This is a genomic window from Paenibacillus sp. JNUCC 35 (assembly GCF_058269095.1).
Map to the genome: position 1 here is coordinate 5,861,237 of NZ_CM177771.1, position 13,064 is coordinate 5,874,300.

Genomic DNA, 13,064 nt, shown 5'->3' on the forward strand with positions numbered 1-13,064 from the left:
AGATTTCTCTCGCGCCTTTCTTGTTTTTTTGCAGCAGATGACCCTACGCATCCCCCACCGACTCGCCCTTCACCAGCGTGACGTAGATCCGTTCATGCTCGACCTTCTCGCCGGCGATCAACTTCAAAAGCTGTTCCGCCGCCAGCGCGCCCCACTTGTGCTTGGAATAATCGATCGTGGCCAGCCGCGGGCTGACGTACGCCGACAGCTCGATATTATCGAAGCCGATAATATGGATGTGCTCGCCGATGCGGTAATCCGATTCCGCCACGGTATTATAGACGCCAACCGCCATCTCGTCGTTGAGACAAAGAACGGCAGCCGGCTCCTTATAGGCCTCCAGGATGCGCCGTGCGGCTTTCTCCCCGGACTCTTTGTCGAAGCTGCCCGGCAGCTCGGTGCAATCCACATCCTTGTAGCGCCCTACGGTTTGCCGCACGGCATGTAAGCGCTTGTCGGAATCGTAAGAATCTTGCGGCCCCGCTACCACATATAGCTTGCGGTGCCCCTTTTCCAGGACGTAATCGGCAGCCAAATTGGCCCCCGCCTTGTTGTCCAGAAGCACCTGATTGATGTTCGGGTGAATCAGCTCGCGGTCAAGCACGACGATTTTATGGCCCCGGTCCGCATGCTGCAGCAGTTCTTCGTCGGTAAAAGCGGCATCCAGGATAATGGCCCCGTCGATCATCCGTTCCGGCAGGAAGCGGTGGGATTGGGACCCGCTGCAGACGATAAGCTCGTAATCGTGCCCGTTTAAATACTCCTTGATTCCCTGCAAAAGATGTCCGTAGAAAGGTCCGCTGAAATCGGTCAGAAAGACGCCGATAATTTTACTTTCCCGCTTTTTTAGCGTACGGGCTGCCGCATTCGGGGTATAGTTCAGTTCCTTGGCGATCGCCAAAATCCGGGCGCACGTCTCGTCGGTTACCTTGGGGCTGCCGTTCAGCGCGTAAGATACCGTCGAAATGGACACGCCGGCTTTTTTTGCGATATCTTTAATGCTTACCACTATTCTCGCTCCTAACCTTGTTGCATTCGCTGTTTTCTCTGGTTTCGTTTAACCTTCTCACACTCCGTACTCACGCTTCTATTTATTTACTATACCATTAAATGAACCGGTAAAAGAGATGCAAAAGGGCGATCCGTGAAGATCGCCTTTCGCTTCGCCTTTAGCTGTAAATTTCGATCACGTTCGGCCCATCCTCGGTCAGGCTTTTCAGCTGCTCGCCGCTCAGACGGAGTCCTCCCGTCCGGTAACGGTTTGGCAGTCTCTCGGCGGACGCTTCGTGTCCGTTTAGCGTGACGCGGGAAACTTCACGGCCGCTCAGGTGATACTCGAAGGTAACAGGCCGGTCCAGAATGCGGAACCGGAAGCAGAGACCGTCCAGCTCCTCGCCCAGCACGGGGTCCACGATGAGACTTCCGGCGTCCATCCGGATGCCGAGACCGTTCGAGATGAGCTGGTTCATGTAAATTCCCGGACCGCTGGAGTAGATTCTCCAGCCGCCTTTGACCGGCACGCTGCCGTCACGCAGCTCGCTAAAGCGCTCCTGCGCCTCGTAACGGGTATTGAATTTGCCGTCGGAGCTGCTGAAGTACGCGTTGCTCTGGCGGAGCTCCGCATTCGGAACCACGTCCTGCAGGCGGACGGGGTTGATCATCTGGAGCCCGCGCCATACTTCGCCGGTCTTGCCCAGCTTCGCCATCGCTTCGACGAAGCGGATATGGGCGTGCACGTACTGGAGGCCGACTTCGCGGCCGAAGTTCGCGGCCTGCTCCGCGCGCTTGAAGTTCGTGCTGACGCCCCCCGCGTAATTCGCGGGCCGGTTCATGAGCCGGACGCCGTCCGGACAGTACATTTCCGCCTTGATGAGGCGGTAATGGGCTTCCGCCTGCTCCGGCGTCAGCAGCTCACTGATCATGCTGCGCGTCATCGGCAGCAGCCGGTAGGTGATCCCCGTCTTCGTATCCTCCGGATGGAGCATCTTCTCGGCTTTGCCGGGCTCCTCCATGTACAAGAAGCCTGGGATCACGGACGCTTCGGACGGCAGCACATAGCGCATGTAATCGGCCTGGATGCCGTCCGCCATGCCGCGCAGCTCCGCCGCCAGCGCGCTGCGGCTGTCCGCCAGCACGACAGAGAGCCGGCGGAAGACCTGGTAGGTCAGCGACACGGTCCAGGAGCTGACCATAAACCGCTTCAGCTGAGCGTTAGCCGGCTGAAGGGTGTCGTCCCAGTCTCCGTCCCCGTAGGAGGACAGGTGCGTATCGTGCAGGAAATGGCTGCGGATGTAGCCGATTTCCTTGACGGCATGCTCCAGCAGGGAAGCGGTCTCTTCCGTAAAGTCCCCTCCGTGGCGCCTCGTATACGGAAGCTGCTCGTCCAGGATCGAAAAGTCCCCGGTGGCGCTCAAATAATCGGCGAGCACCTTAAGCGGCCAGACGATGACGTCCCCGTGGCTTTCTTCCTGCTGGATATGGGAATACCGGTCGAACATGAACCACTGCGGCCAGCTGCCGTCGTCTTCGAACTGATGGGAAAACACGGTCCGGAGAATGTCCCGGACCTCACCGTATTTCCCGGTCGCCAGGAAGTATTCGGACGGGCCTTGGCATACGTCACGCGTTCCCCAGGCGGCTCCGCCGTACTGTTCCAGACCGTGCGGAACGGAATAATGAACGAGCATGTTGTGAGTGTACCACCAGGCAAGCACGTTCATTTTCGCCAGCTCCGGATCGTCCTCCCCGCCCGCCCGGTACAGGTGGAAGCCGTTCATGACGGACCCGAGGAATGCACGATAACGCTCCGCTTCCAGATCCGCTTCCCGGTCCGCAAACGTCAGCTCTTCCCCGCGCAAAAGACCTTGGACGGTCATACTCCAGGAGGAGCTTTCTCCCAGTTCCAGAACGGCCAGGGAGGCGGAGCCCGGCTCGGCCCCCGCAGCAAGACGCGTTTCGTCGGTCACGCGCAGCGGAGCGCCTGCGACCTGCATGCGGTAGGTAAGATCCGGCCATACCTGCGCACTGTCCGAGGCCGCGTCCGCCGTAAATAGGAGCGTTTGACCGTCTTCTTGTACCGACAGATGAAACGGAGCTTCATATTCGTTGTTGTTCATCGAAACCTGATGAGTAACCAGGTAACGGTAGGTTTTGCCCTGGACGGAACGGAGCTGGAGACGAACCTCCGGCGCATCCGCTGCCGTAAAGCCGGTTACGACGACCGTGTCATCGGCCAGTTTATAGTACCAACGGGTATAGTTGAACCCGATCTCGAACAGGGACGGCATCGTCAGCAGACGGTATTTCCTGCCGGTTTCGATATAAATGCGCTGACCCGACGTTTTGGAGACGTTGAGAGCGTTGCGGGCGTTCGTCAGCATTTTGTTAAACGAAGTATTGCCCACGGTCAGCTGGGAATTGAACAAGCCGTACATGTATGCGGTCGATGTCAGAACGGATTCCCGGAGTCGGGCGTTATCCCCGCTCATCAGAATATGCCCGTGCGGACGCTCTACGCGGAGCTCCTTGGCTTTCAGCACGACATGCTCATTTGTCTCCGTGAAAAAGGAAAGCAGCTCGCCTTCCAGCGTTTCTTCCAGACGGCGGTCGGGAAAATATCCGGCCACTTCTTCCGCAGTCATCGTCAAACCGGTAAGCGGAGCTCCGATGTCATCCGACAAACGCACCGGTTCCAGAGCGCCGGAGCCGCTTTCGCTTACTCTGCCGTTATTGCCGCCGTCGGCAGCCGCGTTCAAAGCCTCGGCCTGCTCCCAGGCTGCGGAAACTTCCGAGCCGTACTCAAGAGCGGTAACGGCTTCGGGGTGATTCTCTTTGAACAGTCCGTAAAAAACGAACCGGACCGGCTCCGCACCCGGAACGACACGACCGGATTGCAGGGCCGTATAAGCAAACTCGTACTGGTAAATCTCATTGGCGAGATGAGGACGGGCTAACGCTTCGGGCTTATCCGTTTCTTTATAGGAAAGCCCGTAAAATTGGAAGCCGTCGGTAGAGTATCCATCCGCTCCCGTCAGCGAACCCTGCTGCACATAGGGAAAAGCCCCCCCCTGCGGCTGGTTCTGTCTGGAACAGACGGCATACCCGCGCTTTTCGTCTTGGAAAACGCTGTGGTCGATATATTGGGACATGTACGCTTCGTTGCTCCGCACCGCTCCTTTGTCCGCTAGACCGAGATCCTGGCCGTACAAGATATCAACCGGGGTATCCCCGGTTCCTCCCGTCAGCAATACGTCCCAAAACCAGATATTTTGCGGAGTCAGCGTAAACGTTACTTCATAAGAAATGCCCTCAATTTCTCCGTTCCAAGCGATGCCGGACTCCTTCCGGCTCATGTGGCTGGCCGAGCGGACTCCGAGCAGAGGATACGCCTGAATGCCTTCTTCACGGTGCAGACGCAGATACAGGTTGTTCATGGAGCCGTCCAGCGGATTACCGATCCACTGGTTGATCAGGGTAGAACCGGATCCAATCTCCGCGATATCCCCGCTGTTCAGGAAGGAGAATTGCAGGCTGCCCGATTTCAGTTGTAACGACCGATCCTTCAACTGGGTCATGGTGATGTTCACTCGCTTTCTTTACTTCGTTAATCGGAACCGGAGCTCTGCGGTATCACGGCTGTTCGGGCCGACGAAGACGGCAAACTCTCCCGGATCGCTTGCAAAACTCAAGTCGGAATGATGGTAACGGAGCTGTTCTTCGGTTAAGTCGAACCGAACCTCGGCCGTTTCACCCGGTTTCAGGAACAGTTTCCGGTACGCTTTCAATTCCTTGACCGGACGGACGACCTCGCCTGCCATGTCACGTATATACAGCTGGACGACTTCTTCTCCTGTGGTCTCCCCCGTATTGATCACATTGACCCGTGCCGTCAGCGGCTGTTCCGCCGTCATACTTGCAGAGTCAAGTGTCGGAGTGTCGTAGGCGAAGGTCGTGTAGCTTAAACCGAACCCGAACGGAAGCAAGGGCTCGTTGGGAATATCCAGATATTTGGAAACGTAATGCTCCTGGGCGTCCGGCGCATCTTTGGGGCGCCCCGTATTAAAGTGATTGTAATAGACCGGCACCTGCCCTACGCTGTGCGGGAAGCTCATGGACAGCCTTCCGGACGGGTTTGCCCGGCCGAAGAGCAGATCGGCGATCGCCGCGCCGCCTTCGGTGCCCGGGAACCAGGCCTCCAGCACGGCGTCCGTCTGATCGATCAGGCCGTGCAGGTCGAGCGGACGGCCGTTGAACAGCACGGCCGCCATCGGCTTGCCGAGCGTCCGCAGCTCGGCGACAAGCCTCAGCTGCGCTTCCGGCAGCCGGATGTCTCCGCGGCTGCAAGCCTCGCCGCTCATGCCGGAGTGCTCGCCCAGCGCCAGCACGATCACATCGGCGCCGCGCGCCGCTTCCAGCGCGGCCGCGGTTTGCTCCGGCGTGCCGCTCTCGATGCCGCAGCCTTCCGCAACCGTGATCCGGGACGGATCGGTGTGCGCGGCCAGGCCGTCGTACAGCGGCACCGCTTCGTCCTGCGAGCCGAGCCACGACCACGGCCCGAGAATGTCGCCGCTCTTGGCGAACGGGCCGATCAGGGCGATGCTGCGGTCCGGCTTCAGCGGCAGGACGCCTTCGTTCTTGAGCAGAACGCACGATTTCTGCGCCAGTTCTCTTGCCGCGCTGCGGTGTTCCGCGCAGAGCACCACTTCCCGCTCGCGCTCTTCATCCGCGCCGCGGTAGGGGTCGTCGAACAAGCCGAGCTTCTGTTTAAGCCGCAGAATGCGGAGCACGCCTTCGTCGATGAGCGCTTCATCGACTTCGCCGGAGGCGACAAGCGCCGGGAGATGATGCACGTAGCACGCGGTCATCATCTCGATGTCGACGCCCGCCTCGATCGCCCGGCGGGCGGCTTCGGCTTCATCCGCGGCGGTTCCGTGCGGAATCAGCTCCTTGACGGCTCCCCAGTCGGAGATCAGGACGCCGTCGAAGTTCCATTCCCCGCGCAGCAGGTCGCGCATGAGGCGTTTGTTGCCGCTGGCCGGAATGCCGTCCACCGTATTAAAGGACGTCATAACCATCTCGCAGCCTTCCTCCAGAGCGGCCTTGTAAGCCGGCAGGTACTGCTCCCGGAGCTGGCGCTCCGACATGTCCACCGTATTGTAATCGCGGCCGCCTTCCCCCGCGCCGTAGGCGGCGAAATGCTTGACGCAGGCCGCCACCCGCTCCTTGTCGCCGGTCAGGTCCGCGCCCTGGAATCCGCGCACGAAAGCCCGCGCGTATTCCCCGTTCAGGTACGGGTCTTCGCCCGTCGACTCCATTACGCGTCCCCAGCGGGGATCGCGCACCAGGTCGACCATCGGGGCGAAGGTCACGTGCACGCCGGATACGGCGGCTTCTCTCGCCGCGATTTCCGCGCTTTTCTCGGCCAGCTCCATATCCCAGGAGCAGCCGGTGGCCAGCGGTACCGGGAAGATTGTCCGGTATCCGTGCACAACGTCCGCCATAAACAACAGCGGAATCGCTTCCGGTCTGCCGCGCAGGTGAGCTTCCTGGACGGCCTTGACCTGCCCGGCACCGGCTACGCCCAGAACGGAGCCCGCGTGGGCCGTCATCTCGCCGGTAATGCCCATGGATGCCATGGGACCGGTAATCTGCCCGTCCGCCCCTTCAAAAAAAGGACCCGCCAGCTGCAGCAGCTGAGCGATTTTTTCCTCCAGCGTCATTTCCTTTATCCTAGCCAGCAGCTGTTGTTCCGTCATTCCGCCGCCTCCTCGCGCAGATTTTTTCTTGCTTTTAGTTATAGAAGTTTTAATGGACACGAGTGCCGAAGCACTTCGCAAATTGCTTACATAGAATGTTAAGTGAAACGTTTCGATTTTCTTTGATTTGAATTATAACCCTCCTTCTCGAATGAAGTCAAACGGAGTTTATCAATAGAAAAGAGTTTTGTAAGCGGTTTATACTTATCCAAAATAGAACTTGAATACGGTTCCAGGATGTTTTATAATGATTTCGAAACGTTTCGATTGTTTTTCAGTTAACATTTAACCTTTACGATTTAGGGTAAACTATCACCATAATAAGGATTCCTACGGGAGGCAGACAGTATGAAACGGAAAAATTGGGCGGCAGGCATTGCGACTACGGTTCTTTTGACAAGCGTTCTATCGGGTTGCGGAGGAAGCAACGCAGGCGGCAGCGATAAAGGCAGCGGAGAGTCCGGAGGTAAGGTGACGCTGAATGTATGGGGAATGGGCGAAGAAGCGAAATCCCTTCCGAAAATCGCGGAACAGTTCGAGAAGGATAATCCGAACATCAAAATCAATGTGCAGGCGCTGCCTTGGGCCTCGGCTCACGACAAGCTGCTGACGGCGGTCGCTTCCAAGAAGGGTCCGGATGTTCTGCAAATGGGAACGACCTGGATTCCGGAATTCGCGGCGGCGGGCGCTTTGATGGACCTTAAATCGATGACGGACAAATATCCCGAAATCAAAGAAGACAACTTCTATCCAGGTTCGATCCAAACGACCAAATATGAAGATAAAACGGTAGGCGTACCGTGGTACATCGACACCCGCGTTCTCTACTACCGCACGGACCTTCTTAAAGAGGCGGGCTATAACGAGGCGCCGAAAACGTGGGAAGAACTTCAGGACGCCGCCCAAAAGCTGACTAAACGCGGCAGCGGCAAATACGGCATCTCGCTCGATCCGAAGGAGCAGTCTCTAACCTTCATGTTCGCCCGTCAAAACGGCTCCAAGCTGCTGGACGGCAAGCAGCCTTTGTTCGATCAGCCGCAGTTCGTTGAAGCCGTGGATTATCTCAACAGCTTCTTCAAGAACGGCTCGGCGCCGAAGGATCTCGGTATCGACGCTGTGCAGGGCTTGAGCGGAGACGGCATCGTGCCGATGTTCATCAGCGGCCCGTGGATGGTTAAGCTCATCAACGACAAGGCTCCCGATCTGAAAGGCAAGTGGGCCACGGCCGTCCTTCCGAAGAAAGAAAACAACATTTCCGCGCTGGGCGGCTCCAACTTGTCGGTTTTCCAGCATACGGAGCATAAAGAAGAAGCGATGAAATTCATTGCCTATATGAGCAAGCCGGAAACCCAGCTGAAATGGCTCGAAATGACACAGTCGATGCCTTCCACCAAGAAAGCATGGGAAGATCCTGTTCTGAAGGAAGATCCGAACTATAAAGTGATCGGCGAGCAGATGAAAGCTTCCGAGCCGATGCCGATGATCAAACCATGGGAAGAAATCGCCCAGGCTTACCTGAAAAGCTTCGAACGCATCTACCGCGGTCAGGCGGAAGTCAAACCGGAGCTGGACGCCTTCAACAAGCAGGCCCAGCAAATTTTGAACAAGTAAACGCACGGACGGGAAATAACCCGAAGCTGACCGGCCCGCAGGGGCCGGTCCGGCTATTAACGGTCCATCCTTTTTACCGGGCTGGACGACAGTGAAAGAAGGGACATGAGATGAAGGGCTTCAGCAACAGCAAAGCACCGTACTTTTTTATTGCGCCGACTCTGATCCTGCTTACGGTTTTCTCGCTGCTGCCGATCTTTATTGCGCTCATTATCAGTTTCACCGATATGGATCTCGCAGGTCTTGCCGATTATTCCAACATTAATTTCATCGGCTTCAAAAACTATATCAGCGTCCTGCAGGACCCGATTTTTATTAAATCGATTACCAACACGCTGTTTTACGTGATCATCGGGGTTCCGTGTGTCGTTATTCTTTCGCTCGGCATTGCGCTGCTGATTAATTACGGAGCCTCCCGCGTTTTCAAAGCATTCCGGGTCATTTACTACCTCCCTTCCGTTACCAACGTAGTCGCGGTAGCTGTCGTCTGGAGCTATTTGTACAACCCGGCGTTCGGTCTGTTCAACTACGTGCTGGAATCGGCCGGTTTCGATAAGGTTCCGTGGCTGACCGATCCCCTGATCGCGAAAATCTCCCTGATCCTCCTCGCCTTGTGGCGGGCCGTGGGTCTGAACATGATTATTTTCGTCGCCGCTCTACAGGGCATTCCGAAAACGTATTATGAAGCGGCTCAGCTCGACGGCGCCAGCACATGGAAGCAAATGATCCATATTACAGTTCCTATGCTGCGTTTCGCCATTTTCTTCGTGTCCATCACGACTATGATCGGCTGGCTGCAATTCTTCGAAGAGCCGTTCGTCATGACGCAAGGCGGACCGCTGGACGGCACTACGTCCGTGGCCCTGTTCATTTACAACAACGGCTTCAAGCTGAGCAACTTCGGTTACGCCGCGGCGGGTTCGTTTATCCTGTTCGTCGCCATCATCATTATTACGCTCATTCAATTCCGGTTTCAGAATAAAGATACGGACATGTAAAAAGAACGGAGGAAAAGCTTATGGCTGCAAAAGCTGCAAAATTACGTCCGGCTGGCGCAGGGACATCGGGATCGAGCCCCTTTTTCCAAGGACTCGTGTTTGTCCTGCTCGCCTTGGGCGGCATCGTCTTCCTCATTCCGTTCGTTTGGATGATTCTGTCGGCGTTCAAACCGGAAAGTGAAGTGCTGCGTATCCCGCCCACCCTGTTTCCCGAGACGTTTACGATGGAAAATTTCAAAAACCTGTTCGAACGGATGAATTTCGGCGTCTACCTGAAAAACACCCTGATCGTCGTGCTGTTCTCCTTCGTCGGCCTGTTCCTGAACGCGATGGCGGGCTTCGGCTTCGCCAAATACCGCTTCAAGGGACGCGAGGGTCTTTTCTACCTCGTGCTCGCCACGATGATGATTCCCGGACAGGTCACGATGATTCCCGTGTACCTGATCCTGAACTCCATCGGGCTGACCAACACGCTGGTCGGCGTCGTGCTGCCCGGCCTCGTCGGAGCGTTCGGCGTCTTCCTATTCCGCCAGTTCATGTCCACCATCCCGGACGAACTGCTGGAAGCGACCCGGCTCGACGGCGCCAGCGAGCTGCGCACCTTCGCTCAGATCGTGCTGCCGATCTCCAAGCCGATCCTGTCGGTGCAGGCGATCCTGACCTTCATCGCGGGATGGAACAGCTTCCTCTGGCCGCTCATTATCGCCAACGACGAGAAGCTGTACACGCTGTCCGTCGGCTTGTCGCTGCTGAAAGGCCAGTATGACAGCAACTTCGCCTTGCAGATGGCCGGTTCCGCCTTTATGGTCGTGCCGATTCTGATCATCTTCGCGATCTTCCAGAAGTACATCATCGACAACTATTCGATATCGGGGATGAAATAAGCGGAGCGATTGAAAAAATCATATAGGTTCGAGGATATAGCCGGTGCTGGGAACAGTACCGGTTTTCTTTTACCATTTTCTTGGTGGATGCTGTAAAATTAGGTATGACCATTTATGGGAAAGCGAGAACCGAAATGAAATTAATTAAATGGAGCATCTTATCCCTCTTTTTATTGATCATTTCCTGTTCAACTGCAGAGAAGCAACCTTTTAAAATTGAAAAGAGGATGGAAGAGAACGAACTCACTCTTCTTTTAAAACAGGATGTGGAAAAAAGCCAAGGGATTATCCTTGCGGAGTTTGAACCTCAGGAGATTAAGCACGAAGGCGAGGATACGTTTGTTTATTTCTTTTTTACAAAAGACAATCAACTCCACGAGGGGCTGTCCTATCTCACGTTTAAGGATAATGCATGGAAAATCATTCGTACGGAAACGGCTCTATCTCTTTCCGATATGGAAATAACCAATTTTCAAATAGGCGGAGAGACGGCAGGAGATGCAAAAAAGCCCTACTTCGTCATGGCGGGTTATTGCACCAATGATAAAATAAATGAAATTAGAATGACCGATTTCAGAAATGATTTGTTCCATCTTAAACTAGATAAGGACAAAAGAACTTTTTTACAGGTCAACATGAACAGCACAGTCGGGATCAAAGAGGTTCAAGGCATAGACGCTGACGGTAAAGTCATTTACCGCAGAGGCTCCTAGACGGTCTACGGGGACGCTGGCGCTTCAATGCACAGAAATCCCCGAACCGCGCCCGCAGGGCTCCTTATTCGCCCCTTGTCCCACCTTCCCCGCGTCCTCCTCCTTCATTTCCCGCTCCTATTTCGTCACTTCCTCCACGTCCTTCGCGCTCACCTTTCCGCCGCCTTTATCGAAGCGCGCGACGTATTTTACATAGCCGTACGGGTCTTTGCCCGCCTCGTCGTCCATCACGTTCGCGTTAATCGTCACGTGTCCGTAATCGTACCCTCCTGCGTCCAGAACGGCCGCGATCTCCGCCGCCGCTTCGGCAACCTGCTGCTTGGAAGCGCCCGCCGCATCCGTCACCACGTGGATGTACAGCGGTTCATCCAGCTTCAGGGACGGAGTCCAGGCGGTATTCTCCGCCAGCTGTCCTTTGACGACCTCAAGCTGGACGGTGACCTCCCGGACCGCAGGAACCCGCCGCGCAAAAACAGCTTGAAGCTCCGCCGCGGCATCCCCGCTCAACCGCTCCATCAAAGCCATATCGAGGTTGGCGGACCGGATGCCGTCCATCTTCACCACGGGTATCCAGCCGCCTACGGAGAATTCATATTCCGCTGGCTCTCCTTTATCCGCGTCTGCCCCGATTTCCTTCACCCGGAATTCGTAACGCTTAAATTTGAAGTCGTAAAACCCTTTCTCAATCCTTAGCCGCTTCTCCGGATAATGCTCCGCCAGAAACTGCTGCAGCTCGCGTCCGGCCAGCCATTTGCTAAGCGGATTCCCGTTCAGCGAGTTATACAGCGAACCGACAAGCAGACCAAGCAGCACCAGCAGGGCGATATACATGCCCTTTCTCTTCTTACGTGTCTTCATTCGGACTCTTCCCCCATCTTTCTGATCTTTACTGCCAACATCCCCATCAAGCTCCCTACAAAGGCAAACAGGCAGTGAATGGAGGCTGTCACAACAGCTACCAATAAAGGCGAAAAGACAAACACTCCCATTCCCCCGTCCCCCGAACCGTTTACGATTTCATAAATGCTGTCTCCTATGGACCATAGAAAAACAGGCGCAAACGAGAGGAAAAACACGATTTTCATCTGTTTATAAAACAGATACGTGACGAAGCCGAGCACGGCATACCACAAAACAAAGCCGAAGCTTTCGTTAAGCAGCGACGTGCGGATGGCCAGCACGAACGAAATCGCCATAAACAGCAGCTGATAGAGAGACAGCTTCCGGTTGATCTTCGCCATCATCTTCGCATAGTCCTCGGCCGGCTCCGGCAGTTCCGGTTTAGGCAAGCTCTGTCCCGACAAGCGGACGAGCTTCTCGTAATCGGCGTCGTCCGCGGTCTGCGCTTCCAGCCACCTGGCCGTCTCTTCGCTCAGCAAGCCTTCCTCGTAAAGCGGCAGCAGATCCTCGATAATGTGCCGTACCGTATGTTTATCGTTCATAATATCCCTCCAGCTCTTTGTGCAGTTGGAGCTTGATCCGGTGGAATCTTACCCGGACGCTGTTTTCCGTAGCGCCGATAATCTGTCCGATCTCCCGGAAAGACAACTCGGCATACATGCGCAGCGTGACGATTTCCTGGGAAACCTCATCCAGCCGGAAAATCCGTTCCAGCAAAATATCGCGGTCCTCGCGGTCCAGCACCTGCTTCTCCGTCGTGACGGATTCGCGGCTTTCCGCCGCAAGTTTTGCCGCCAGTTCCTGCCCGTATTTTTTGGACCGGTAATATTTGCTCAGCTTATACTTCGCGATTCCGAACAACCAGGTCCGGACCGTCGAATCTCCCCTGAAGGAGCCGTGCCCTTTGACCGCTTCGTAGAAAACCTCCTGGGTCAGGTCTTCGGCCGCCTCTCTGCTCTGCGTTTTCACATAGAAAAATGCATACATTTGCGGTTGAATCTCTCGATAAAGCTCTTCAAGCCCCATGCGCCCTCCTCATTCGAAGCCTCATCCGTTGGGCATGCTTTTGCCGTTCTTCTTATTTGTACCAGAAAGCGTCCGTTCGTTACAGGATTCGGAAATTTTTTTCCGTTTTTGCACAGAAAAAAAGCCCCTGGAACCGAGTAGGCTCGGTCCCTGAGGCTTACAAAAAATTCGGAGGCA

Annotated in this window: 10 protein-coding genes; 4 read left to right on the forward strand and 6 right to left on the reverse strand. The window is 55.7% G+C overall.

Features of this window, described 5'->3' with window-relative positions; all coding sequences use genetic code 11:
* Nucleotides 1-43: 43 nt before the first annotated feature.
* From AC2TF6_RS26510 to bglX, 3 genes are all read right to left on the reverse strand, one after another.
* A complete protein-coding gene (locus AC2TF6_RS26510) occupies nucleotides 44-1,009 on the reverse strand; it encodes a LacI family DNA-binding transcriptional regulator (protein ID WP_491309217.1) in 966 nt (321 codons plus the stop codon).
* A gap of 160 nt (nucleotides 1,010-1,169) precedes the next feature.
* Nucleotides 1,170-4,574, reverse strand: coding sequence for a GH36-type glycosyl hydrolase domain-containing protein (locus AC2TF6_RS26515; RefSeq protein ID WP_491311721.1), 3,405 nt, complete (start codon nucleotides 4,572-4,574; stop codon nucleotides 1,170-1,172).
* Between the two features lie 21 nt (nucleotides 4,575-4,595).
* On the reverse strand, nucleotides 4,596-6,755 hold the full coding sequence (gene bglX / locus AC2TF6_RS26520; RefSeq protein ID WP_491309218.1) for a beta-glucosidase BglX: 2,160 nt from the start codon (nucleotides 6,753-6,755) through the stop codon (nucleotides 4,596-4,598).
* Between the two features lie 348 nt (nucleotides 6,756-7,103).
* On the opposite strand from bglX, the gene AC2TF6_RS26525 reads away from it, so the two are divergent.
* From AC2TF6_RS26525 to AC2TF6_RS26540, 4 genes are all read left to right on the forward strand, one after another.
* Complete coding sequence (locus tag AC2TF6_RS26525; protein WP_377596218.1) at nucleotides 7,104-8,366, forward strand: sugar ABC transporter substrate-binding protein; 1,263 nt, start codon at nucleotides 7,104-7,106, stop codon at nucleotides 8,364-8,366.
* Nucleotides 8,367-8,476: 110 nt separating this feature from the next.
* Nucleotides 8,477-9,364, forward strand: coding sequence for a carbohydrate ABC transporter permease (locus AC2TF6_RS26530; protein ID WP_491309219.1), 888 nt, complete (start codon nucleotides 8,477-8,479; stop codon nucleotides 9,362-9,364).
* A gap of 20 nt (nucleotides 9,365-9,384) precedes the next feature.
* Nucleotides 9,385-10,248, forward strand: a complete 864-nt coding sequence (locus AC2TF6_RS26535; protein WP_491309220.1) for a carbohydrate ABC transporter permease — start codon at nucleotides 9,385-9,387, stop codon at nucleotides 10,246-10,248.
* A 134-nt stretch (nucleotides 10,249-10,382) separates the two neighbouring features.
* Entirely contained in the window at nucleotides 10,383-10,961 is a 579-nt protein-coding gene (locus tag AC2TF6_RS26540; RefSeq protein WP_491309221.1) for a hypothetical protein, read from the forward strand.
* 117 nt (nucleotides 10,962-11,078) lie between these two features.
* On the opposite strand, the gene AC2TF6_RS26545 is transcribed toward AC2TF6_RS26540, so the two are convergent.
* Genes AC2TF6_RS26545 through AC2TF6_RS26555 form a run of 3 tightly spaced genes read right to left on the reverse strand, consistent with a single transcriptional unit; the run spans nucleotide 11,079 to nucleotide 12,887 of the window.
* Nucleotides 11,079-11,819, reverse strand: coding sequence for a YfjL-like protein (locus AC2TF6_RS26545; RefSeq protein WP_491309222.1), 741 nt, complete (start codon nucleotides 11,817-11,819; stop codon nucleotides 11,079-11,081).
* The gene (locus AC2TF6_RS26550; RefSeq protein WP_491309223.1) at nucleotides 11,816-12,403 is read right to left on the reverse strand and encodes an anti-sigma factor; all 588 of its coding nucleotides are present in this window, start codon (nucleotides 12,401-12,403) and stop codon (nucleotides 11,816-11,818) included. Before AC2TF6_RS26550 ends, AC2TF6_RS26545 begins: the two co-directional genes overlap by 4 nt.
* Nucleotides 12,393-12,887 carry an RNA polymerase sigma factor gene (locus AC2TF6_RS26555; RefSeq protein ID WP_491309224.1) on the reverse strand — a complete coding sequence of 165 codons (495 nt, stop codon included), beginning with the start codon at nucleotides 12,885-12,887 and terminating at the stop codon, nucleotides 12,393-12,395. The genes AC2TF6_RS26550 and AC2TF6_RS26555 overlap by 11 nt, the downstream gene beginning before the upstream one ends.
* Nucleotides 12,888-13,064: the final 177 nt, after the last annotated feature.

Coding starts and splice junctions, on each gene's coding strand:
- AC2TF6_RS26555 (WP_491309224.1), bottom strand. CDS start 12,887: ATGGGGCTTGAAGAGCTTTATCGAGAGATTCAACCGCAAATGTATGCA.
- AC2TF6_RS26515 (WP_491311721.1), bottom strand. CDS start 4,574: ATGACCCAGTTGAAGGATCGGTCGTTACAACTGAAATCGGGCAGCCTG.
- bglX (WP_491309218.1), bottom strand. CDS start 6,755: ATGACGGAACAACAGCTGCTGGCTAGGATAAAGGAAATGACGCTGGAG.
- AC2TF6_RS26550 (WP_491309223.1), bottom strand. CDS start 12,403: ATGAACGATAAACATACGGTACGGCACATTATCGAGGATCTGCTGCCG.
- AC2TF6_RS26525 (WP_377596218.1), top strand. CDS start 7,104: ATGAAACGGAAAAATTGGGCGGCAGGCATTGCGACTACGGTTCTTTTG.
- AC2TF6_RS26540 (WP_491309221.1), top strand. CDS start 10,383: ATGAAATTAATTAAATGGAGCATCTTATCCCTCTTTTTATTGATCATT.
- AC2TF6_RS26535 (WP_491309220.1), top strand. CDS start 9,385: ATGGCTGCAAAAGCTGCAAAATTACGTCCGGCTGGCGCAGGGACATCG.
- AC2TF6_RS26530 (WP_491309219.1), top strand. CDS start 8,477: ATGAAGGGCTTCAGCAACAGCAAAGCACCGTACTTTTTTATTGCGCCG.
- AC2TF6_RS26545 (WP_491309222.1), bottom strand. CDS start 11,819: ATGAAGACACGTAAGAAGAGAAAGGGCATGTATATCGCCCTGCTGGTG.